Origin of the sequence: Mycobacterium hubeiense (assembly GCF_002838065.1) — a bacterium.
In the GTDB taxonomy this organism is placed as follows: Bacteria; Actinomycetota; Actinomycetes; order Mycobacteriales; family Mycobacteriaceae; genus Mycobacterium; species Mycobacterium hubeiense.
In genome coordinates this window covers 40,703-63,576 of record NZ_PIZU01000017.1, presented here as the reverse complement: position 1 = coordinate 63,576, position 22,874 = coordinate 40,703, and the positions used below count along the sequence as shown (strand labels likewise).

The window sequence follows — 22,874 nt, the reverse complement described above, 5'->3', positions numbered from 1 at the left end:
GGGCCGGTCACGGTCGAGCCCCCGCGCCCATCGACTGGGAATCCGCGAACTCCGCGTACGTGGGGCAGTCCGCCAGCAGCGTGGTGTGTGTGCCTACGCCCACCACGCGACCGTCGTCGACGACGATCACCTGGTCCGCCTCGGCGACCGTCGAAATGCGCTGCGACACAATGACAACCGTCGATCCGGCCGACACCTCAGCCAAGGACTCACGAACCCGGGCGTCGGTGTGCACGTCCAGCGCCGAGAACGCGTCGTCGAACAGATAGATGGCCGGCCGACGGATGACGGCGCGCGCGATCGCCAACCGCTGCCGCTGCCCGCCGGAGAAGTTGATCCCACCCTGAGCCACCCGCATCTGCAGACCGTCGGCGTGCAGGCGGACGAAATCGTCGGCCGCCGCGACCCGCAGTGCTTCCCACATCTCGTCGTCGGTGGCATCGGCCTTCCCGTAGCGCAGGTTGTCGGCCACCGTCCCGGAGAACAGGTACCCGCGTTGCGGCACCAATCCGATTGCGGTCCAGAGCTGTTCGGTGTCGTAATCGCGCACGTCAACGCCATCGATGAGCACCGAACCGGCGGTGACGTCATACAACCGGCAGATCAGCGACACCAGCGTCGACTTGCCCGAACCCGTCGACCCCACAATGGCGGTCGTGGTGCCGGGCTGCGCCACGAACGAAACATCCTCCAGCACAGGTTTCTCCGCGCCGGAATAGCTGAACTCCGCGGATTCCAGCCGGATCTCGCCGCTGATGGTGCCCGGAAGCACGGGATGAGCCGGGCTGACGATCCCGGGCGCGGTCGACATCACCTCGCTGATCCGCTCGGCGCACGCCGAGGCCCGCGGGAACGACACCAACATAAACGTCGCCAGCAGCACCGCCATCAGGATCTGCATGAAGTAGGACAGGAACGCGATGAGCGATCCGACCTGCATCTGCCCGGCGTCGATGCGCAAGCCGCCGAACCAGATCAGCGCCACGCTGGAGACGTTGATCACCAGTGTGGTCACCGGCAGCATCAGCGCCTGCCATCGGCCGGCATCCAGCGCGGTGTCGGCCAACGCCTGATTGGCCTGGGCGAACCGCGCCCGCTCGTAGGGCTCGCGGGCGAAGGCGCGGACCACCCGGATGCCGGAGAGCTGCTCGCGCATGACGCGGTTGATGCCGTCGATCAGCCGCTGCATGGTGCGGAAGATCGGCAGCATGTGCGACACGATCCAGTAGTTCGCCAGCGCCAGCACCGGCACGCTGACGAGCAGAAGCCACGACAGCCCGGCGTCCTGGTGGATGGCCATGAAGACACCGCCCACCGACATGATCGGCGCGGTGATCAACATGGTGCAGGTCAGCTGCACCAGCAGCTGGATCTGCTGGACGTCGTTGGTGGTGCGGGTCAGCAGCGACGGCGCACCGAAGCGCGCGGTCTCCGCGGCGGAGAAGCCGATGACGTGGTGGAAGATCGCCGAGCGCAGGTCGCGGCCGAAACCCATACCGGCCCGCGACCCGAAGTACACCGCGCCGACGGCGCACAACACCTGCAGGGCGGTGACCCCGAGCATCACACCGCCGAGCTCGACGATCCTGCGCGTGTCACCCTTGGCCACGCCGTCGTCGATGATCGCGGCGTTGACGGTCGGCAGATACAACGACGCCAGTGTGCTGATCACCTGCAGCACGGCTACGACGGTGAGCAGCCCTCGGTACGGCCGCACGTACTGTCGCAGCAGCGCCCAGAGCATTTCGTAACTGTCGCACATTCCCGTCGGTGGCTTGAAAAGCCTGGTCAATCGGCATGTCGGTGGTTGACCCAACCCCGCCCCGCTACAGTGCAAGGCGTGACCCCCCGCACGTCAGACACAGGCCGCACCCGCAACATCAAGGCGTTGACGGCGTTAGCGGCGGCCATGATTGCGGCGCTGGCCGCGTGCTCCGATTCGGAGCCGGCCTCACCCGAGGCGACGGAAACCACCCAGGCCCAGGACAACATCCAGCACGGGCCCTTCTTCCCGCAATGCGGCGGGATCAGCGATCAGACCATCGGTGAGCTCACCCGGGTCACCGGGCTGGTGAACACCGCCACCACGTCGGTGGGGTGCCAGTGGTTGGTCGGCGGCAGCATCGTCGGCCCGCATTTCTCGTTCACCTGGTTTCGCGGCAGCCCGATCGGGCGTGAGCGCAAGACCGAAGAGCTTTCGCGCGCCAGCGTGGAGGACATCAACATCGAGGGCCACAACGGCTTCATCGCGATCGGTGAGGATCTGACCCTGGGCACCAACCTGTGCGAGATCGGCATCCAGTTCGAGGACGATTTCATCGAATGGTCGGTCAGCTACGCGGAGAAACCGTTCCCCGACCCGTGTGAGGTCGCCAAGGAACTCACCCGCCAGTCGATTGTGAACGCCAAATGAGCCGACGCTACCGCCGGTTGTTCGCCGGGTTGGCCACGCTGCTGGCTGCCGCGACGATGCTGCTGGGCTGCACCCGAACGGTGGAGGGTGCCCCCGCGATGGCGGGGTCGGGCGACGTGCCGCGCAACGACGACTCCGAGCGGCAGTACCCGAACCTGCTCAAGGAATGCGAGGTGCTCACCGAGGACATCCTCGCCGAGACGGTCGGCGCCGACCCGCTGGACATCCAGAGCACCTTCGTCGGCGCGGTATGCCGGTGGCAGGCCGCCAATCCCGCCGGATTGATCGACATCACCCGGTTCTGGTTCGAGCAGGGCAGCCTGGACAACGAACGCGAGGTCGCGCAGAAGCTGGAGTACCAGATCGAGAACCGCTCGGTCGCCGGTGTCCAGTCGATTGTCATGCGGCCCAATGACCCCAACGGCTCCTGCGGTGTGGCCAGCGACGCCGGTGGCGTCGTCGGGTGGTGGGTGAACCCGCAGGCGCCGGGCATGGATGCGTGCGGGATGGCGATCAAGCTGATGGAGCTGACGCTCGCGACCGCCTCCTAGCCCGGCGATTTCGGCGCAGTTGGTCGCGCTCAGCGCGACTGCGCGCGCCGAAATCACTGTCTAGCGCGGCACGTGGAACGTCACCAGCGCCGCACTGCTCAGCGTCAGCGCCTCCCACGGCTCGGCGGTACGCAGCACCGCGATCGCGGACGTCGGAAACTTTGTCGAAATGCTTGCGGCCGCAGTGGTATTGCTGCCCTCAGCGGTGGCCAGGCCCAGCGCCACCTGCGACATCGCCGGCTCGTGGCCGATCACCAGCAGCGTCTCCACGTCAGGGTCGACGCCGTTGATCTCCTCGATCACCGCGCCCGGCGTGGCGTCATAGAGCCGCTCCACGAAGCGCACCGGCGCGTCGATCCGGGTGCGCGCCAACGTTTCGCGGGTGCGTTGCGCCGTCGAGCACAGCACCGCGTCGATCGCCGGCGCGTGCGCCCGCAGCCAATCCCCGGCCAGGCCGGCCTCGCGGATGCCGCGGGGGGCCAGCGGGCGATCGTGGTCGACCACCCCGGGCGGGTAGTCGGACTTGGCGTGCCGAAGTAACAGCAAGGTGCGATAGCCGCGTCCATCCCCGAGTCGCTTCGCTCCTGCCCGCCGGTCGACCACGCGCTAGACGGTACGCTTCGACGAATGAGCGCCGCCCGAGCGACCGCCGCCCGCATGCGGGGTGGCTTCGTCGGCGCCTGCGCGGCCGCGACGGCCATCGGCGCGCACAGCCTCGGCGGCGGCGGTTTGCCCGCCAGCCCCTCACTTGTCGTGCTTGTCCTCGCGTGCGCCGTCATCGGCGCGCTCGCATCCTCGGCGAAAGCGCGTCGTTCCGTGCCGGCGGTGACGCTGTACCTGTCCGTGGGTCAGGTTGTCGGGCACTGCGTCCTGGCGGTGGCCGGCGGCCACACGCATACCGGCCAGTGGTCGCTGCCGATGCTGGCGGCGCATCTGGTCGCCGCGCTCGGCGGTGCGGCGTTGATCTGTGCGGCCGAGCGCCTGCTGGCTGCCCTTGTCGGCAGCATCTGGCGTCTGGTCATGGTGCTGCTGGCGCTTCGCGGCGACGAGCAACGATGCATCCGACTGGTGTGGACGCACACCGGCCTCGCGGTGCGGTCGGTGGTCTGCGGCGGGTGGGGCACCCGCGGGCCGCCGCCGCTAGCGGCCTGACCTGACCCCGGCCCAGCGCCGCATTTCCCTCACCTCGTCGGTGCGCTCGCGCGCGCCGTCGTCGCTGCGTCCAGCGCACCGCAAGAACTCCATGAAAGAAGCCTCTATGTCTGTGCCCGAACAAACTGTCGACGCCGCACCGGCCGTCGCCCCCACCGCTCCGGCGCGTATGCGGCCGCTCGTGCTGCGGCTGCACTTCTACGCCGGGGTGTTGATCGCCCCGTTCATCCTCGTCGCCGCGCTGACCGGCGCGCTCTATGCGCTGGCCCCGTCGCTGGAACGCCTCGTCTACGGCGACATCCTGTTCGTCGAACCCGCCGGCAACCCGCTGTCCCTCACCGAGCAAGCCGCTGCGGCGGAGAAGGCGTTCCCTGCGCTGGCCATCGCCGGCATGCGCCCGGCCGAGGGACCGACGGACTCCACGCGGGTGCTGTTCACCGACCCCGCTCTCGGCGAGGACACCGTGCGCGCCGTCTTTGTCGACCCGTACACCGGTCGGGTGCTCGGCGACGAGGCGGTGTGGTTCGGCTACCTGCCGCTGAGTACCTGGCTGGACGGCCTGCATCGGCATCTGCAACTCGGTGAGCCGGGCCGCGTCTACAGCGAGCTTGCGGCGTCGTGGATGTGGGTCGTCGCGTTGGGCGGCGTGTACCTGTGGATCGTCAAGGCACGCAACGAGCGTCGGCGCAACCGTGCGGGTCGCGTACTGCGCGTGGACCTCAGCGTGGCGGGCCGAAGCCGCACCATGAATTGGCATGGTGTGACGGGGGTTTGGCTACTGCCGATGTTGTTGTTCTTGTCCGCCACCGGAATCACGTGGTCGTTGTATGCCGGTACGACAGTCGACGACATTCGCGCAGCATTCGGATGGCAACGCCCACAATTGAATACCGAACTGACTATTCAGAACAGCAGTGGCCCAGTCGATTTCGACGGCGTGGTCGCTGTCGCCAACGGACACGGCGTGCGCGCGCCGCTGGAGGTCACGCTGCCGGCCGAACCAGGTCACGCCGTCGGTGTGACGGAGGTCGACAAGGCCTACCGGCTGACCACCAATTCCGTTGCCGTGGACCCCGCGAAGCTGACGGTCTCCAACGTCATCGACTACCACCGCGACTACTCCTTCGTCGCCAAGCTGGCCGACTGGGGCATCCGTATGCACATGGGCTTCCTGTTCGGCTGGCTGAACCAATTGCTGCTGCTCGCCGTCGCGGTCGCCTTGGTGGCCGTCATCGTGCTCGGGTACCGGATGTGGTGGCAGCGACGCCCGACCCGCGGCTCGGCCTGGGCGCTCGGACGCGCGCCGCGGCGTGGCGCGCTGCGCACGCTGCATCCCGTGGCGATCGTGGCCATTGTGGTGACCGCGATCGCGATGGGGTGGTTCCTGCCGCTGCTCGGCGTCAGCCTGGTCGGATTCCTGGTGCTCGACGCCGTGATCGGGGCGGTCAAGGCGCGCCGGGCACGCGTCGCCCGCTCGCTCTAGGGCTGTCTAAGGTGTTTGCTGACGCACATGCCGATCGAGGTCCCCCGACTTGTCGGAGGCCCGACCTACACTCGCCTTGCCTGACGCAGAAACGGCATCGAGCAGCGGGAAGGAGGGGCCGAGATGCGATTTGTGCACACCGCCGACTGGCAGCTCGGCATGACCCGTCACTTCCTCAACGGTGAGGCGCAGCCGCGCTATTCGGCCGCTCGCCGCGATGCCGTCGCGGGCCTGGGGACGCTGGCCGCGGAGGCGGGCGCGGAGTTCGTCGTCGTCGCCGGTGACGTCTTCGAACACAACCAGCTCGCCCCGCGTGACGTCAGCCAGGCACTGGAAGCCATGCGCGCCATCGGGATTCCGGTGTACTTGCTGCCCGGCAATCACGATCCGCTGGACGCATCATCGGTCTACACCAGCGCGCTGTTCACCGCCGAATGCCCCGACAACGTCAGGGTTCTCGACACGGCCGGCGTGCACGAGGTGCGCCCTGGTCTGCAGCTCGTCGCCGCGCCGTGGCGCTCCAAGGCGCCGACGACCGATCTGGTCGCCGACGTGCTCGACGGCTTGCCCGCCGACGGGGTCACCCGCATCGTCGTCGGCCACGGCGGCGTCGACGTGCTGGATCCCGACAAGAACAAGCTGTCGCTGATCCGGCTGGCCGCGGTGGAGGACGCGCTGGCCCGCGGTGCCGTGCACTATGTGGCGTTGGGGGACAAGCACTCTCGCACCGAGGTCGGGTCGACGGGGCGGGTCTGGTATTCGGGCTCACCAGAGGTCACCAACTACGACGACGTCGAACCCGACCCCGGGCACGTGCTGCTGGTCGACATCGACGAGAACGATCCGAGTAGGCCGGTGCGGGTCGAGCCGCGGCGGGTCGGCCGGTGGCGGTTTGTGACACTGCGTCGTGAAGTGGACAGCGGCCGCGACGTGGCCGACCTCGACATCAACCTCGACCTCATGGCCGACAAAGAGCGCACCGTGGTGCGGCTCGCGTTGAGCGGTTCGCTGACCATCACCGACAAGGCCGCGCTCGACGCGTGCTTGGACCGCTATGCCCGGGTGTTCGCGGCACTCACCGTTTGGGAGCGGCACAGCGATATCGCGGTGCTTCCCGCCGACGGTGAGTTCGACGATCTCGGCATCGGCGGATTCGCGGCCGCCGCGGTCGATGAATTGGTTGCCGCCGCAAGGGAAGAGGGCGAGCAGGGCGACGACGCCCGGGCGGCGCTGGCATTGCTGTTGCGCCTCGTGGACCGGGGTGCCGCGTGAGACTGCACCGGCTGATCCTGACGAACTATCGCGGCATCACGCACCGAGAGATCGAGTTTCCCGATCGCGGTGTGGTGGTCGTCAGCGGCGCCAACGAGATCGGCAAGTCGTCGATGATCGAGGCGCTCGACCTGCTGCTGGAGGCCAAGGACCGGTCCACCAAGAAGGAGGTCAAACAGGTCAAGCCCACCCATGCCGATGTGGGTGCCGAGATCACTGCCGAAATCTCCACCGGCCCTTATCGATTCATCTACCACAAGCGGTTCCACAAACGGTGCGAGACGCAGCTGACGGTGTTGGCCCCGCGCCGCGAAGAGCTCAGCGGCGACGAGGCGCACGAGCGGGTGCGGGCATTGCTGGACGAGACCGTCGACCTCGACCTGTGGCGCGCCCAGCGGGTGCTGCAGGCCGCGGCGACCGCACCGGTCGATCTGTCCGGCTCCGATGCGCTGTCCCGGGCGCTCGACGTCGCCGCCGGTGAGGCCGTGCAACTCTCCGGCAGTGAGCCCTTGCTGATCGACCGCATCGACGCCGAGTACCTTCGCTACTTCACGCCGACGGGCCGCCCCACCGGCGAATGGGCCGCGGCGGTCAAGCGGCTGCACGACGCCGACGCGGAGGTGGCCCGCTGCGCCGCGGCCGTCGCCGAGGTGGACGAAGCGGTGCGGCGCCACGCCGCGCTCACCGAGGATCTCGCCCGGCTGGCCGCCGAGCGTGAGCAGGCCCGGCACCAGTTGACGGTCGCGCGCACGGCCGCCGAGGCCGTCGCCGCGCTGACGCAACAGCTGAAGGAGGCCGAGGTGGTCGCCGCCGCGGCCGACGCCACGCACGCCGCGTCGGTCACCGCGCTCACCGAACGACGCCGGCTGCGCGCGGAGATCGACGAGCGCGCCGCCACGATCGCCGAACTCGAGGCCGCCGCAGCCGAGGCCGCCGAAGAGGAGGCGACCGCGCGTGAGGTCCAGGACGAAGCCGACGCCGCGGCCGACGCGGCGCGTACGGCGGTGGAGACCAGCCAGGCTCGCGTCGACGCCGCCCGCCGCGCGGTGCACCTACTGGCCGACCGCGACGAGGCCGATCGGCTGGCCGGACGGCTGACCAAAATCGACGCGGCGCAGCGCGACCTGGATCGGATCGAGCGCGAGCTGTCGGGAATCGCGTTGACCGACACGACGATGCGGGCGATCGAAGCCGCGGCGCTGGCGGTCGAGCGTGCTGCCGCCCAGGTGCAGGCCGCGTCGGCGCAGATCGAACTCGTCGCGGCCGCCGACATCGAGCTGCGGGTGGCGGGCGCGCCGGTGGTGCTCGACGCCGGCGCCGGCTGGTCGGCCAGCGCCACCGCGCCCACCGAGATCGAGGTGCCGGGGCTGCTCACTGCGCGGGTGGTGCCGGGCCTGCCCGCCTCGGACATGCAGGCGAAACTCGATGTGGCTCAAGGGGTTCTGGCCGAAGCGCTGGCCGCCGGCGGTGTCGACGACGTCGAAGGCGCGCGCCAGCTGGACCAGCGGCGTCGCGAACTCATCGCCGCCCGCGACCGATTGACGGTCACCCGCGACGCGCTGACCGGTGACGATACCGTCGACGGGCTGCGGGCACGGCTGGCCGAACTGCGCGACGGCGCGCCCACCGAGGCGGGGCTGTGGGATACGGCCGTGGACACCGCTGCCGCCCGCGCTGAACTCGACGCGGCGGCCGCGGCTCACCAGCAGGCCGTCGCGCACTGTGAGACCTGCCGCAAGGTCGCCGCCGCGGCGGGCAAGAGGCTGGCCGAGAAGTCCACGGCGGCGAGCGTGCTGCGCGAGAAGGTGGGCGCCGCCCACGCCGAATTGACCGTGGCGCGCCAACGGCTGGCGTTGCAACGTGAATCCGTCAGCGATGACGCGCTGGCCGTCAAGGCCGAAGCGGACGGCGACGCCGCGAGGAGCGCCACCACCCGCGTCGCAGAGCTGGGCGGTGAACTCGCCCGCACCGCACCCGACACCGTGGCCAAGGCGCTCGACGACGCGGTGCGTCGCGCCGATTCCCTGGACAGCCGGCACGACGAGGTGGCCGAGGCGCTGCGGGAGGTCAGCACGCAGCTGAAGGTGTATGGCACCGAAGGCCGCAAAGGCCAGCTGGATGCGGCCGAAAGCGAACGCGAGCATGCCGAAGCGGAGTACCAGCGGGTGCACCGGCGCGCCCGCGCAGCACAGATGCTGCGTTCGGTGATGGCCAGGCACCGCGACGCGACCCGGTCGCGCTACGTCGATCCGTTCCGCGCGGAACTAGAACGGTTGGGCCGCATCGTGTTCGGCGACAGCTTCGAAGTCGACATCGACAGCGAGCTGCGCATCTGCAGTCGCACGCTGTCGGGCCGCACGGTGCCCTACGACTCGCTGTCGGGCGGGGCGAAGGAACAACTCGGCATTGTGGCGCGCCTCGCCGGGGCGGCGCTGGTCGACGCGCAGGACAGTGTGCCGGTGGTCATCGACGACGCGCTGGGCTTCACCGACGCCGACCGCCTGGCCAAGATGGGGGCGGTGTTCGACGCCGTCGGCGACGACGGTCAGGTCATCGTGCTGACCTGCAGCCCGCAGCGCTACGCCAGCGTCGCCGGCGCCCACCACATCGAACTGACCGCCTGAAATCACCGCTCGCCGGCAAATCCTCCGTCTGGGCCGCCGACCGATGCCATAGTGGGTGAGAGGACGGCCGATGTGAGCGTGAGCGAAGTTCGCAGAGCGGCGGGCAGAAGCGACATCTGGCTGCCGGCAGCGTTGCTGATTTTGGCCGGTCTGGGCTGGTGGTGGTCGGCCGTCAGCGCGGAGGACATGGGCGCCGGGATGGCCGGCGACCAGATGCCGGGAATGCCGATGCACCCGCAGCCCGCCATGTCGTTCATCGCGTTCCTGGTCGCGTGGGTGGCGATGATGGCCGCCATGATGTTCCCCGCGGTCGTGCCTGTGGTTCGTCTCTACGGCCGAGCGGCCGCAAACGGGCAGGCCGCACCGGTGGCGTTCTTCGTCGGCGGGTACCTCGTGCTGTGGAGCATCGTCGGCATTCCCGCGTTCTTTGCGTGGAGTCGCCTGCACGAGCCGCTCATGGATGGCAGTCCGTGGGCCGGGCGCGTCGCCGGTGCGGTGGCCCTCGGCGCCGGGCTGTACCAACTCACGCCGCTGAAGTCAGTCTGCTTGCGGCACTGTCGATCACCGCTGTCGTTCTTCCTGCGCCACGGCAAGCACCTCGACCGTCCACTCGGGGCGTTCGTGGCCGGGGGCCGTCACGGAGTGTTCTGTGTGGGCTGCTGCTGGATGTTGATGGCCCTGCTAGTAGCTTTCGGCGCAATGCAATTGGCATGGATGCTGATATTCGCGGTGCTGATTCTTCTGGAGAAGGTCGCGCCGTTCGGCGAACGGCTCGCCGTCGTGACCGGGGTGGCGCTGCTGGTTCTGGGTGGCGCGCTTTTGGTGCACCCCGCATTCGTTACCCATCTCGTCTGATCGAAAGGCACGCCATGACAACGACCGAACAGCGCACCCGGTGGTACCTCAAGGGCCGGGGGTATGAGTTCTGCAACTGCGCGCCCGGGTGCGGCTGCAACTTCCACGGGTTTCCGACGTCGGCGGACGGCAGCTGTAAGGCGATGGTAGGCAACCACATCTTCGAGGGGCGATGCGGCGACGTCGACCTATCGGGCGTCAAGTCCATCGCGGTCGTCAACTGGCCGAAGGCGATTCACGACGGCAACGGCAAGGCGGCATTCATCGTCGCACCGCAGACCACCGACGAGCAGATCGAGTGCTTGTCGCAGATCTATACCGGCCGGCTCGGCGGCGACCCCTGGGGCATACTCGGCACGACGTACCAGGTCGCAGGTCTGGTCAAGACGCCGATCGAGTTCGACGGCAGCGGGGTGCAGGTCACGATGACGGCCGAGGGTGTCGGGCGCGCAACGGGTGACACGTTCAGAAACCCGGTGACCGGCGAACCGCACCAAGCCCAGATCGTGCTGCCGGACGGCTTCATCTGGAAGAAGGGCGAGTGCGGGATCGGCTCGTTCCAGGTCGAGATCGAGGGCATGCGACTCGACTTCACCGACACGAACTGGATCTCCTACGAGTTCGACTGGTCGAACGGCTGAGCCGCTCTTGACCGCTGCGGCGAGTGTGCAATGACCGCGGCGAGTGTGCGTAGGCTGCGGGATTTGTCGAGGATCGGCACAGTGAGCGCACGCTGGACGCGGTCATTGCACACTCGGCCAGGCGAACTGACCGCACACGACCGGCCCGGCTCATAGACTGCGGCGGGTGGACGCCGATTACGTAGTCGTGGGAACAGGTTCTGCGGGGGCGGTGGTGGCCGCCCGGCTCAGCGCTGATCCGTCGCTGGCGGTCGTGGTGCTCGAGGCCGGCCCGCGGGACAAGGACAAATACATCCACATCCCCGCGGCATTCGCCAAGCTGTTCCGGAGTCCGGTCGACTGGGACTATCTGACCGAACCGCAAAAGGAACTCGACGGACGTCAGATTTATTGGCCGCGAGGCAAGACGCTGGGCGGTTCGTCGTCGATGAACGCGATGATGTGGGTGCGCGGATTCGCCGCCGACTACGACGAGTGGGGTGAGCTGGCCGGCGACGAGTGGAGCTACGCCAACGTCGAGAAGTACTTCAGGCGCATCGAAAGCGGCCCGCTGGTCATCTCACGTCAACGTAGTCCGCGCAGCTCGACGGCGGCGTGGCTCACTGCGGTGCGCGAATGTGGCTACCCACTCGAGGACCCCAACCAAGCTGAACCCCAAGGCTTTTGCGAAACCCGGGTCACCCAGCGCCGCGGTTCGAGGTGGAGCACCGCCGACGCCTACCTCAAACCGGTACTGCGCCGGCCGAATCTGACGCTGCTGACGGAGGCGACGGCCACGCGCGTCGTGTTCGACGGAACACGCGCCGCAGGCGTGGAATTCGCCCAAGACGGCACCCGTCAGGTGGTCACGGCCCGCCGCGAAGTGGTGCTGTGCGGTGGCGCGATCAACAGCCCGCAGCTGCTCATGCTGTCCGGCGTCGGGGACCGCGATCAGCTCGCCGAGCACGGCATCGACGTCGTCGCACACTCACCGGAGGTCGGCGCCAATCTCCTCGACCACTTGGTGGTCCCGCTGGGCTTCGACGTGCCCCACGACACGCTTTTCGCCGCCGAGAAGCCCCTGCAACTGGTCAACTACCTGGTCCGTCGTCGCGGCATGCTCACCTCGAACGTCGGTGAGGCCTATGGCTTCGTCAAGAGCCGCCCGGATCTCGACCTGCCCGACCTCGAGCTGATCTTCGCCCCGGCGCCGTTCTTCGACGAGGGCATCGGCGACCCGTACACCGGGCACGCGGTCGTGATGGGACCGATCCTGCTGAAGCCGCACAGCCGCGGCACCATCGCACTGCGCTCCGCCGACCCGCGCGACAAGCCGATTATCGACCCGCGCTATCTCACCGACGAGGCGGGCGCGGACCGTGCTGCGCTGATGGCAGGTCTGCGGATGTGCGCGACCATCGCAAAGTCGCCTGCGCTCAAGGACGTCATCGGCACCATCGCCCGTCCGCTCGGCGCTCGCGAGCTGACCGACGAAACCCTCGAAACGGCGCTGAATACGTTGTCGCACACGCTTTATCACCCCGTCGGCACCTGCCGAATGGGCCGCGACGACGCCAGCGTCGTCGACCCGCAGCTACGGGTGCGCGGCGTCGAGGGGCTGCGGGTGGCCGACGCGTCGATCATGCCGACGATCATCCGCGGGCACACTCACGCCCCGGCGGTGATGATCGGGGAGAAGGCCGTCGACCTGATCCGCCAGCAGTGATTTCGGCGTGCGCAGTCGCGCTCAGCGCGACCCAACGCGCCGAAATCGCAATAGCTACGGCTTCATGAAGCCGATCTTGGTGTAGTCCAGGTCGCCGATGCCCGCCGGCCCGAAGTTCGCCAAATTGCTTCGCACCGCGAGGTTTCCCGCCGACTGGAACAAGGGCAAGCTGTGCACTTCCTCCCAGATCAGCTTGTCGACCTCGTTGGCCATCTCGCGGGCCTTCGCTGGGTCGAGTTCGCCCATGGTCTTCATGGCCAACTCATCGATCTGCGGGCTGCTGATCTTGCCGAAATTGCTTTCCGCGCCAGTGGTGTAGATCTGATTGATGCAGCACAGCGAGAACGCGTCGCCCACCCACGTGAACTGGGCGATGTCGAAATCTCCGACGTTGATGTGATTGGTGAAGAAACCCGGGCCCGCCTTCGCGTCCAGCTCGAGCTTCACCCCTATCTGCGCCAGGCTGTTCTGCGCGATCTGGCCGACCTGCCGCGTGGTCTGCGCGTCGTAGAGCACGTCGCGCACCACCAGCTGGCGGCCGTCCTTCTCACGGAACTGGCCGTTGAGCCGCCAACCCAACGCATCGAGCTCCTGCTTGGCCTTCTCCGGATCGAACGCGACCACACCGCTGTTGTCCTGGTAGCCCTCCTGCCCGGCGACATACAGGTGGTTGTTCAGCGGCACGGGATTGTCGGCCAGCCCGCGCTGGCTGATGCTGGCGATGGCCTGCCGGTCGATGCCCTTGGCGATCGCCTGCCGCAGCGCCTTGTCCGCGAGGATCGAGCCGGGCGCACCGTTGAACGTGAAGTGATACCAACTCGGGCTGGGCGCACGCCGGATCGAAATGCCCGGCGTGTTGCGGGCAATGGTCAACTCGTCGAGCGAAGCCACCCCGGTGGCGTCGATCGTGTTGTTCTGCAATGCCGGGATGCGGGCGGCGTCGTCGAGCACCAGATAGGTGATGCTGTCCAGCAGCGGCGGTGCACCCCACCATTTCGGGTTGCGGGTCAACGTGATTCGCTGCGCGGTCCGGTCCAGCGACGTGATCATGAACGGTCCGGCCGACGGGCCAGGGCCGTCGAGTTGTCCCTTGTTGAACACGTCGGGATTGGCGGTCATGCTCTTGGGCAGCAGCATGGTGTTGCCGGCGAACATGCCCTGCCATTCGGCATACGGCTGGGCGAACGTCACGATCGCCTGCCGGTCGTCCACTCCGCGGGTGACCGATTCGACCCGGTCCGCCCCGTTCGGGCTGGCGATCGCGAACGCCTTGTCCTTACCGCTGGTCGCGTTGATCTGCGAGGCGATGTCTTCCCACGTGATCGGCGTGCCGTCGGTCCAGGTGGCTTTCGGGTTGATGGTGTAGGTGACCTCTTGCGGGTTGGTGCCGGTCAATTCGACACTGGTGAAGTAGTCGGTGTTGACGGACGTGGACCCGTCCGAGCCGACGTGGAAGGCGCGCGGCATCGTCGCCCGCAGCATCGAGGCGGCGTCGGCGACGTTGCCGTCGATGTGCAGCGAGTTGAAGTTCGCCGGGAACGCGGTCAGCGCCAGCCGCAGGTTGCCGCCCTTCTGCAGCGTCGCCGGATCCTGCGGATTGATGTCGTTGGTGGTGCCGACCTCGGCGGCACCCCCCGCGGGCGGGGGTTCGTCGGTGCCGCGCGAGCAGCTCGAGAGGGTCAAAGCCGCGATCAGCGTTGCCACAGCCAAGCGTCGGAGGTTCATGCCGACCGACTCTAACCGCGATCGGAGTTCCGGCGGGCAGGAGCGAAGCGACTCGAGAAGTGTCACGGCTGAGGCACTGCGGCAAGCAAACGCCGGGTGTAGTCGTGTTGGGGGTTGGTGAACACCTGATCGCCGTCGCCCTGTTCGACGATCTTGCCCTTGTACATCACCGCCACCCGATGCGCGAGGTGCTTGACCACCGACAGGTCGTGCGAGACGAACAGATACGACAGCCCGAACTGCTGCTGCAGATCCATCAACAGGTTGATGATGCCGGCCTGGATCGACACGTCGAGCGCAGACACGGGCTCGTCGAGCGCTAGGATCTTCGGCTGCAGCGCCAACGCCCGCGCGATGCCGATGCGCTGCTTCTGCCCGCCGGAGAATTCCGCGGGATACCGGCTGGCGTCCTCACGGCGCAGCCCGACGATGCCGAGCAGCTCGGCGACCCGCGAATCCACCCGGTTCTTGTCAAAACCATTGGCCTGCAACGGCTCCGCCAACACATCGAAGACCGGCAGCCGCGGATCCAGCGAGGCGACCGGATCTTGGAAGACCACCTGCAGATCGCCGCGCAGCCCGCGGCGGGCGCGCCGATCCAGTGTCGCCACGTCACGGCCGAGCACTTCGATGGAACCCGATTGCGGGGCAACCAGATCCAGGATCTGATGCAAGGTCGTGGATTTGCCCGACCCCGATTCGCCGACGATGCCCAGCGTGTGGCCTTCAAGCAGCTCGAAGCTGACCCCGTCGACCGCCCGCACCTCGCCGACCTGCCGTCGCAGCACCACACCCTTGGTCAGCTTGTAGGTTTTGACCAGATCACGCACCCGCAGCACCATCGGCGCATCGGCGGGCGCCTCGACGGGAGGTGGTTCGGTTGAGACACCGTAGATCTCGGCTGCGCTGCGCCCATCCACCTGCTCGGTGCGGATGCACGCGGCCAAGTGGTCGGGCCCAACAGGCAATAGCGGAGGTTCAGCCGCGCGACACTCGTCGATGGCCAGCGGGCAGCGCGGCGCGAACGGACACCCCGGCGGCAGTGCGGCCATCGACGGCGGCGCACCGGGAATCGGCACCAGCCGCGCGCCCTGCGGGGCGTCCAGCCGCGGCACTGATCCGAGCAGCCCGACGGTGTAGGGCATCCGGCGATTGCGATACAACTCATCGACGGCCGCCACCTCGACCGCGCGTCCGGCATACATCACCAAAGCGCGGTCGGCGAATTCGGCGACCACGCCGAGGTCGTGGGTGATGATCAGCACGCCCGCGCCGGTGACGTCACGCGCGGTCTTGAGCACGTCGAGGATCTGCGCCTGCACCGTGACGTCCAACGCGGTGGTCGGCTCGTCGCAGATCAACAGGTCGGGGTCATTCGAAATCGCGATAGCAATGACGACGCGCTGGCGTTCACCGCCGGAGAGCTCATGCGGAAACGACCGGGCCCGTCGTTCGGGCTGGGCGATGCCCACTAATTCCAGCAGCTCCACCGCCCGCGCCGCAGCCGCACCCTTGCTCATGTCGGGGTTGTGCACGCGAAGCGCCTCGGCGATCTGGTCGCCCACCGTGTACACCGGGGTGAGCGCCGACATCGGATCCTGGAACACCGTGCCGATGGTCTTGCCGCGGATGCGCGACATCTCCTGATCTGCGAGCCCGACGATTTCCTTGCCCTGCAACCGGATCGAGCCCGACACCTCCGCATACTCGGGCAGCAGACCGACAACGGCCATCGCGCTGGCCGACTTTCCGGCGCCGGACTCGCCCACCAAGGCGACCACTTCGCCGGGGCTAACCTGAAAGTTCATGCCGCGCACGGCGTCGACACGCTCAGTGTCGGTCGGGAACGTGACGGTCAGATCGCTGACTTCGAGCAGGCTCACCTGCGTCGCCTCCGTCGCAAAGCGCGGCTGCCCGGGTCGAATGCATCGCGCAACCCATCGCCGACGAGGTTGGCGCACATCACGATCAACACCAGCACGCCCGCCGGAATCAGGAATAGCCACGGGAACGTCGTCGCCGATTTGGTGCCGTCGGCAATCAAGGTGCCCAGTGACACGTCGGGCGGCTGGATGCCAAAACCCAGGAAGCTCAAACCGGTTTCGGCCAGGATGGCGATGCCGACGTTGAGCGTGGTGTCGATGATCAGGATCGACGCCACATTCGGCACGATGTGGCGGGTGATGATGCGCCAGTTGCTGACGCCCATATACCGTGCCGCGGAGACGAATTCGCGCACCCGCAGGCTCATCGTCAAACCCCGCACGATGCGCGAGCTGATCATCCAGCTGAACACCGAGAACAGCACGATCAACCAGAACACCCGGGCCGACGTCTCCAGGCGCGGCGTGACGATCGCGATCAGGATGAAGCTCGGCACCACCAACAGCAGGTCGACGATCCACATCAGCGTGCGGTCGCGCCAGCCTCCGAAGTACCCCGCGATCGAGCCGACGGTGGCGGCGATCAGCGTGGAGATGAAGGCCACGCAGACACCGATGAGCATCGATTTCTGCATGCCGCGCAGGGTCAGCGCCAGCAGATCTTGGCCAAGCGCGTTGGTGCCGAACCAGTGCTCGAGGTTCGGCGGCTGCTGCAGGGCGTAATAGTCGAGGTCGGTGTAGGAGTACGGCAACAGCGGCGGCAACGCGTAGCAGCTGATGAACATCGCCACCAGCAGCGCCAGCGATATCACCGCGGGCTTGTTGCGCAGGAACCGGCGCAGCACCAGGGTGCGCCGCGACGCGAACCTCTCGACGTCGATGCCCGCCTTGGCGGTGGTGGAGGTCTGTTGGGTCATGTGACACGCACCCTCGGATCGAGTGCGGCGTAAATGATGTCGGACAGCAGCCCCGCGAGCAGCACGGTGGCGCCGGAGAACACCGTGACCGCCGCGATGATGTTGGTGTCCTGCGTGGCGATGCCCTGCACCACCCACTCGCCCATGCCGTGCCAGCCGAAGATCTTCTCGACGAACACCGCGCCCGTCACCAGCCCGCTCACTCCGTACGCGAACAGCGTGGCCATCGGGATCAGCGCGGTGCGCAGGCCGTGTTTGAACAACGCCTGGCGCCGCGTCAGCCCCTTGGCGCGGGCGGTGCGGATGAAGTCCTGGCCCAGCACGTCGAGCATCGCGTCGCGCTGATACCGGCTGTAGCCGGCGATCGCCGTCAGCGCCAGGGTGAAGGTCGGCAGCACCAAATGCTGTAAGCGGTCGACGAACTGGTTCCACGCGCCGCCTACCGCGTCGGGTGAGGTTTCGCCCGTGTACTCGAACAGCTGCACACCGAGGATCGAATTGACCCGCAGCGCACCGAGAATCAGCAGATTGGCGATCACGAACGTCGGCGTGCTGATCACCAGCAGCGCCAGCGCCGTGATCACCCGGTCGGAGAGCCGGTATTGCCGGATCGCCCCCCACGCGCCGACGACGACGCCGATCACCGTGCCCAGCACCGAACCGATGAACACCAGTCGCAGGCTCACGCCGACGCGTCGGCCCAGCTCGTCGGACACCGGCTGACCCGCGACGGTGGTGCCGAAGTCGCCGCGCACCGCGCCCGACACCCAATGCGCGTATCGGATCGGAATCGGCTTGTCCAGATCGAGCTCGGCGGCCTTGGCGTCGATCGCCGACTGCGGTGGACGCGGGTTGCGCTGCAGCAGGCTGTCGAGCGGCTTGAAGCTCAGCGATGTCAGCGAGAACGTCAGAAACGACGCCAGCAGCAGGAGCACCACGTAGTTGAGCAGCCGCCGTGCCAAGAATCGCGTCATCGGCGAACTCCGGCGGCAGGCATGCGCACAGGTTATGAGATGACGGCGGCCACGGTCTGATTTGAACCGCTGGCGCGGCGTGCTGGGCGATTCGCACCGCGCATCCAGGCTGAGCACAGGTCGGCCGGTTTCACTGGCCTGTACCTGCAGTTTTACCACGGAGGGTCAGGACATGGATGCGAGGAAACGGAAGAACGCCAAGATGCTGGCGGCATACATCGGCGCCAGCGCCCTGGTCGCACTGATCGCGGTCGGCGTGCTGGCGGCCGTCGACAGCCCCGAGGAGGCCGAGACGGGCGCGTACCCGAAGATGACGCTGGGGGAGACGACGACGCAGACGACGCCGCCGCACGCGCCCGTCTCGTCGAAGGCGCTGCCGCCGATCAAGGGCCCGGCCCCGCTGCCGTCGGAAGAAGAGGCCGCCAAATAGGCGTTTTACCACCGGCAGCTTCGGTTACTCCGATGAGTCGAGAGGTCAGCGCCGACCTCTCATGAACTGCTAGCAGACACCGAAACAGAGAGGTCAGCGGTGAATACGAAGCAGCTCAGGATGGTATTGGCGGGTGTGGGTGCCAGCGCCGCTCTCGCGATAGGCGCCCTCGGCGCGGGTCTCGGCCAGGCACTGCCCGACAAGGCGATGCTCAGCGAGGACCCCGAGATCACCCTCGGCGAAACGAGCACGGAGACGACGGCGCCGACGGAGCCGGAGGTCTCGGTCGTCAAACCCCCGATCACGACGCCGCCGGCGACCGTATCGACCGGGGAACCGCAATAGTCCTGGGTACCTTCACAGCCCGCTCATAGCAAAGGCACAGCTTCCGCCCAACCCCGCCTCCAATAATGGAGCCGTGGCCGGTGCGGAGGTGAACCAGAGCGACGCGGGCCGCGTCGTCATGCGCCGGGCCGACGGGAATCCGATCCGGGTGCTGGTCGTCGACGACGAACCCGTGCTGGCCGAGCTGGTGTCGATGGCGCTGCGCTACGAGGGCTGGGATATCGCGACGGCCGGCGACGGCGCCACCGCCATCGCGCTCGCCCGGCAGAATCCGCCCGATGTGGCGGTGCTCGACGTCATGCTGCCCGATATGAGCGGGCTGGATGTGCTGCGCAAACTCCGCGAGCAGATGCCCGGACTGCCACTGCTGCTGCTGACCGCCAAGGATTCGGTCGAAGACCGCATCGCCGGTCTGACCGCGGGTGGCGACGACTACGTGACCAAACCGTTCAGCATTGAAGAGGTGGTGCTGCGGCTGCGCGCACTGCTGAGGCGCACCGGGGTGAGCAGTGAAACCGGCGACGCCAAGCTGGTCGTCGGCGATTTGGTGCTCGACGAGGACAGCCACGAAGTCACCCGCGGCGGCGAGCTGATCACGTTGACCGCCACCGAGTTCGAGCTGTTGCGGTTCATGATGCGCAACGCCAAGCGGGTGCTGAGCAAGGCCCAAATCCTCGACCGCGTATGGAGCTACGACTTCGGCGGTCGGTCCAACATCGTCGAGCTCTACGTGTCCTACCTACGCAAGAAAATCGACAGCGGGCGGGAGCCGATGATCCACACCCTGCGCGGAGCCGGGTATGTCCTCAAGCCCCCGCGCTGAGCCGCCCGGCGTCTGGACGCGCATTCGCTCGCCTCGGACGTGGTCGCTGCGGGCGCGCCTGCTCGTCAGCCAGGTGGCGCTGCTGGCGGTGGTGTGTGCCGGCATCGGGATCGCGACTGAGTTTGCGCTGCAACGCTTCTTGATGCATCAGCTCGATGAGCAGCTGAAGGAGGCGGGGCGACGGTCGGCGGCGATCTTCGACATGCCGCCCCCTCCGCCGGGAATGGTGCCGATGCCCGGCTACGGTCCGCCGCCGCGGTTTCCCCGCCGCGTGATCATTCGCGAGGACTACGGGTCCGGACCGGCGTTCCTCAACGCGCCAGGGCAAGCCAGCCGAACGGTCGGCGCGGTGGTGTCTCATGGTGTGCCCGTCGATGCCGGCGTCATCACCGCCGACGGGACACGCATCGAAATCAGCGCCGCCGCAGCACAACAGCTCGCGCAGATCCCGCCGAATCGCTCCCCGGTGACGGTGGAGCTCGACGGACTCGGCCGCTACCGGGTGATGGCCATGCATCCGCATCGCCCGGGCGAGACCATCGTCACCGGACTTCCGACCTCCGACGTCGACGACACGCTGTTGTGGGTGTTGGTGATGTTCTGCGTCGTCGGGGCTATCGCGTTGGTCGCGGCGGCGACGGCGGGCATCCTGATCATTCGCCGCCAACTTGCGCCGCTGTCAAGGGTTTCCGCGGCGGCCCGCGACGTGGCCGACCTCGAACTCGACCGGGGTGAGGTGCGCCTGCCCACCCCGATCGTCAAGGTGGACCCGGCCGGTGCCCACACCGAGGTCGGCCAGCTCGGCTCGGCGCTGAACCGCATGCTGGACCGCATCGCCGGCGCGCTGCGGGCCCGGCACGCCAGCGAGACCCGCATCCGTCAGTTCGTCGCCGACGCCAGCCACGAGCTGCGCACACCGCTGGCCGCCATCAGCGGCTATACCGAACTGGCGCAACGCAAACGCGACGAACTGCCCGACGACGTCGCGCATGCGATGAGTCGGGTGCAATCCGAATCCGAGCGGATGACCCATCTGGTCGAGGACATGCTGCTGCTCGCGCGCCTCGACACCGGCCGTCCCCTGGAGCACGGCCCGGTGGACCTGTCGCGGTTGGTGGTCGACGCGGTCAGTGACGCGCACGTCGCGGGTCCGGATCACAAGTGGTCGCTGGACCTTCCCGACGAGCCGGTGATCGTCGACGGCGACGAGGGGCGCCTGCATCAGGTGCTGGCCAATCTGCTGACCAACGCGCGCGTTCACACCCCGGCGGGCACCTCGGTCACGGTGTCATTGACGACGGACGACGACGGGGCGGTGCTGACGGTCGCCGACGACGGCCCCGGCATCCCACGGTGGCTGCAGCCGGAAATCTTCGAGCGGTTCGCCCGCGGCGACACCTCGCGGTCGCGACGCGGCGGCAGCACGGGTTTGGGCCTGGCGATCGTCGCCGCGGTGGTCAAGGCCCACCGCGGCACCATTGAGGTGCACAGTGAGCCCGGCGCAACGCATTTCGTCGTTCGCCTGCCGCGCAACTCACAGCCGCCGCACAGGCCGACCACAACGGGCGCCTAGCCGATTCGGTCACGCTGAAGCGAGTGGTCCTCGCTATACCTGCCGAGCAGACGCAGACTCGCACGATATCCACACGGGTAATGCGATTCCGCGTCTGCTTGCCACGGGACCACCGGCTACGACCTGCAATCGAGAAAGGATGCACCATGAAAGTCACCAAACTGGTTGCCGCATCGGCCATTACGGGCAGCCTGGGCCTCGCCGCACTCGGCGTGGGCGCCGGCATCGCCTCCGCTGATCCGCCGATGCCCGGACCGGGAGGACCCGGACCCGTCCACGTGGAACACCGGCCCGACGTGCCGCCGCAGGACCGCGACGCGTACTTCCGGGCCGTGCGGGATCACCGGCCGTTCCGGTATCAGGGGCACTGGGTGACACCGGTGTTCGATCCAGGCCATCGGGGCTGGGGCTTCTGGCTGGGGCCGATCTGGATCCCGCTGCTCTGATCGGCCGTCGCCCCTCGCGACCCTGGTGCAGAATTCGGCGCAGGGGATTCCGGATCAGCCCCGTGTGAGGAGGTCGACATGTCGGCAACCGACCAATACCTGGCCAACAACGCGCAATACGCCGAGACCTTCAAAGGTCCACTGCCGTTGCCGCCCAGCAAGCACGTCGCCGTCGTCGCGTGTATGGACGCCCGCCTCGACGTCTACCGCATCCTCGGTCTGGGTGACGGCGAGGCGCACGTCATCCGCAATGCCGGCGGCGTCATCACCGATGACGAGATCCGCTCGCTGGCCATCAGTCAGCGACTGCTCGGCACCACGGAGATCATCCTCATCCACCACACCGACTGCGGCATGCTGACGTTCACCGACGACGAATTCAAGCGAGCGATCCAGGATGAGACCGGCATCAAACCGGAGTGGGCCGCCGAGTCGTTCACGGATCTGGAAGAAGACGTGCGTCAGTCGATGCGCCGCATCGAGGCGAGTCCCTTTGTCACCAAACACGAATCGCTGCGGGGCTTCATCTTCGACGTAGCCACCGGCAAGCTCAACGAGGTCAGCCGCTAGCCCACCTTGTAGGTGGCGATGGCTTTTGCCACGGCCTCGCCGTCGGGGGTGACGACGTCGACGTCGCAGTGCACCAGCGTGCGACCTCGCCGCAGCGCCCGCCCCACACCGATGAGGTCGGTCGAGCGCGCCGGCGTGAGATATTGCAGCGACATCGACGTGGTGACACCGCGCAGCGAATCCGGCACGTCGGCGCCCGCCCACGCCGCGGCCATCACGGTCACATCGGCCAGCGTGGCGATCGCCCCACCGTGGACCATGTCGCCGATCGTGACGTTGGACGGGTCCCAGGGCAGGCGCAGTCGCACCTCGTCGCCGTGGAGAACTTCGGCGACGATGCCGAGCTTGGCGACCAACGGCGATTGCGGGATGAATTGCGCCATCACATCGGCACCGGTCGGGGTGGTAGTTGTCATGCGCCCAGTATCTGGGCGTACAGCAGCAGATCAATTACCTCCGGGGTAAGCGGCTCGACCCGCCCCCGTCCACCCG

Annotated in this window: 22 protein-coding genes; 15 read left to right on the top strand and 7 right to left on the bottom strand. The window is 67.7% G+C overall.

Features of this window, described 5'->3' with window-relative positions; all coding sequences use genetic code 11:
• Nucleotides 1-7 precede the first annotated feature (7 nt).
• Nucleotides 8-1,744: an ABC transporter ATP-binding protein gene (locus CWS39_RS14920; protein ID WP_102143752.1), complete on the bottom strand. Its 1,737-nt coding sequence runs from the start codon at nucleotides 1,742-1,744 to the stop codon at nucleotides 8-10.
• An 87-nt stretch (nucleotides 1,745-1,831) separates the two neighbouring features.
• Here CWS39_RS14920 and CWS39_RS14915 point away from each other — a divergent pair, with 87 nt between their 5' ends.
• Entirely contained in the window at nucleotides 1,832-2,413 is a 582-nt protein-coding gene (locus CWS39_RS14915) for a DUF3558 domain-containing protein (RefSeq protein ID WP_199178130.1), read from the top strand.
• On the top strand, nucleotides 2,410-2,964 hold the full coding sequence (locus CWS39_RS14910; protein WP_102143703.1) for a DUF3558 domain-containing protein: 555 nt from the start codon (nucleotides 2,410-2,412) through the stop codon (nucleotides 2,962-2,964). The genes CWS39_RS14915 and CWS39_RS14910 overlap by 4 nt, the downstream gene beginning before the upstream one ends.
• A gap of 60 nt (nucleotides 2,965-3,024) precedes the next feature.
• On the opposite strand, the gene CWS39_RS14905 is transcribed toward CWS39_RS14910, so the two are convergent.
• Complete coding sequence (locus CWS39_RS14905; protein ID WP_102143702.1) at nucleotides 3,025-3,567, bottom strand: SixA phosphatase family protein; 543 nt, start codon at nucleotides 3,565-3,567, stop codon at nucleotides 3,025-3,027.
• 24 nt (nucleotides 3,568-3,591) lie between these two features.
• On the opposite strand from CWS39_RS14905, the gene CWS39_RS14900 reads away from it, so the two are divergent.
• The 7 genes from CWS39_RS14900 to CWS39_RS14870 all read left to right on the top strand — a co-directional run bounded on the left by CWS39_RS14900 (nucleotide 3,592) and on the right by CWS39_RS14870 (nucleotide 12,696).
• On the top strand, nucleotides 3,592-4,116 hold the full coding sequence (locus CWS39_RS14900; protein WP_102143701.1) for a hypothetical protein: 525 nt from the start codon (nucleotides 3,592-3,594) through the stop codon (nucleotides 4,114-4,116).
• 106 nt (nucleotides 4,117-4,222) lie between these two features.
• Nucleotides 4,223-5,599 (top strand): PepSY-associated TM helix domain-containing protein, encoded by a 1,377-nt coding sequence (locus tag CWS39_RS14895; RefSeq protein WP_102143751.1) that lies wholly within the window; start codon nucleotides 4,223-4,225, stop codon nucleotides 5,597-5,599.
• A 123-nt stretch (nucleotides 5,600-5,722) separates the two neighbouring features.
• The gene (locus CWS39_RS14890; protein WP_102143700.1) at nucleotides 5,723-6,871 is read left to right on the top strand and encodes a metallophosphoesterase family protein; all 1,149 of its coding nucleotides are present in this window, start codon (nucleotides 5,723-5,725) and stop codon (nucleotides 6,869-6,871) included.
• Complete coding sequence (locus CWS39_RS14885) at nucleotides 6,868-9,495, top strand: AAA family ATPase (RefSeq protein ID WP_102143699.1); 2,628 nt, start codon at nucleotides 6,868-6,870, stop codon at nucleotides 9,493-9,495. Before CWS39_RS14890 ends, CWS39_RS14885 begins: the two co-directional genes overlap by 4 nt.
• 72 nt (nucleotides 9,496-9,567) lie before the next feature.
• Nucleotides 9,568-10,350, top strand: coding sequence for a DUF2182 domain-containing protein (locus tag CWS39_RS14880; protein ID WP_102143698.1), 783 nt, complete (start codon nucleotides 9,568-9,570; stop codon nucleotides 10,348-10,350).
• Nucleotides 10,351-10,364: 14 nt separating this feature from the next.
• Nucleotides 10,365-10,991 (top strand): DUF1326 domain-containing protein, encoded by a 627-nt coding sequence (locus CWS39_RS14875; RefSeq protein ID WP_102143697.1) that lies wholly within the window; start codon nucleotides 10,365-10,367, stop codon nucleotides 10,989-10,991.
• Between the two features lie 166 nt (nucleotides 10,992-11,157).
• Nucleotides 11,158-12,696, top strand: coding sequence for a GMC family oxidoreductase (locus CWS39_RS14870; RefSeq protein WP_102143696.1), 1,539 nt, complete (start codon nucleotides 11,158-11,160; stop codon nucleotides 12,694-12,696).
• A gap of 54 nt (nucleotides 12,697-12,750) precedes the next feature.
• On the opposite strand, the gene CWS39_RS14865 is transcribed toward CWS39_RS14870, so the two are convergent.
• From CWS39_RS14865 to CWS39_RS14850, 4 genes are all read right to left on the bottom strand, one after another.
• On the bottom strand, nucleotides 12,751-14,421 hold the full coding sequence (locus tag CWS39_RS14865; RefSeq protein ID WP_102143695.1) for an ABC transporter family substrate-binding protein: 1,671 nt from the start codon (nucleotides 14,419-14,421) through the stop codon (nucleotides 12,751-12,753).
• Nucleotides 14,422-14,483: 62 nt separating this feature from the next.
• A complete protein-coding gene (locus tag CWS39_RS14860; RefSeq protein ID WP_102143694.1) occupies nucleotides 14,484-16,304 on the bottom strand; it encodes a dipeptide ABC transporter ATP-binding protein in 1,821 nt (606 codons plus the stop codon).
• On the bottom strand, nucleotides 16,301-17,221 hold the full coding sequence (locus tag CWS39_RS14855) for an ABC transporter permease (protein ID WP_102143693.1): 921 nt from the start codon (nucleotides 17,219-17,221) through the stop codon (nucleotides 16,301-16,303). Before CWS39_RS14855 ends, CWS39_RS14860 begins: the two co-directional genes overlap by 4 nt.
• Complete coding sequence (locus CWS39_RS14850) at nucleotides 17,218-18,195, bottom strand: ABC transporter permease (RefSeq protein WP_102143692.1); 978 nt, start codon at nucleotides 18,193-18,195, stop codon at nucleotides 17,218-17,220. Before CWS39_RS14850 ends, CWS39_RS14855 begins: the two co-directional genes overlap by 4 nt.
• 172 nt (nucleotides 18,196-18,367) lie before the next feature.
• On the opposite strand from CWS39_RS14850, the gene CWS39_RS14845 reads away from it, so the two are divergent.
• The 6 genes from CWS39_RS14845 to CWS39_RS14820 all read left to right on the top strand — a co-directional run bounded on the left by CWS39_RS14845 (nucleotide 18,368) and on the right by CWS39_RS14820 (nucleotide 22,382).
• Entirely contained in the window at nucleotides 18,368-18,625 is a 258-nt protein-coding gene (locus CWS39_RS14845) for a hypothetical protein (RefSeq protein WP_102143691.1), read from the top strand.
• Nucleotides 18,626-18,745: 120 nt separating this feature from the next.
• Entirely contained in the window at nucleotides 18,746-18,970 is a 225-nt protein-coding gene (locus CWS39_RS14840) for a hypothetical protein (protein ID WP_102143690.1), read from the top strand.
• Nucleotides 18,971-19,088: 118 nt separating this feature from the next.
• Nucleotides 19,089-19,793: a response regulator transcription factor gene (locus tag CWS39_RS14835; RefSeq protein ID WP_102143750.1), complete on the top strand. Its 705-nt coding sequence runs from the start codon at nucleotides 19,089-19,091 to the stop codon at nucleotides 19,791-19,793.
• A complete protein-coding gene (locus CWS39_RS14830) occupies nucleotides 19,771-21,366 on the top strand; it encodes a sensor histidine kinase (protein WP_102143689.1) in 1,596 nt (531 codons plus the stop codon). The genes CWS39_RS14835 and CWS39_RS14830 overlap by 23 nt, the downstream gene beginning before the upstream one ends.
• A gap of 146 nt (nucleotides 21,367-21,512) precedes the next feature.
• On the top strand, nucleotides 21,513-21,812 hold the full coding sequence (locus CWS39_RS14825) for a hypothetical protein (protein WP_102143688.1): 300 nt from the start codon (nucleotides 21,513-21,515) through the stop codon (nucleotides 21,810-21,812).
• A gap of 78 nt (nucleotides 21,813-21,890) precedes the next feature.
• Nucleotides 21,891-22,382: a beta-class carbonic anhydrase gene (locus CWS39_RS14820; protein ID WP_102143687.1), complete on the top strand. Its 492-nt coding sequence runs from the start codon at nucleotides 21,891-21,893 to the stop codon at nucleotides 22,380-22,382.
• Here CWS39_RS14820 and CWS39_RS14815 read toward each other — a convergent pair.
• A complete protein-coding gene (locus tag CWS39_RS14815; RefSeq protein WP_102143686.1) occupies nucleotides 22,379-22,798 on the bottom strand; it encodes a PaaI family thioesterase in 420 nt (139 codons plus the stop codon). The genes CWS39_RS14820 and CWS39_RS14815 overlap by 4 nt on opposite strands.
• Nucleotides 22,799-22,874 lie beyond the last annotated feature (76 nt).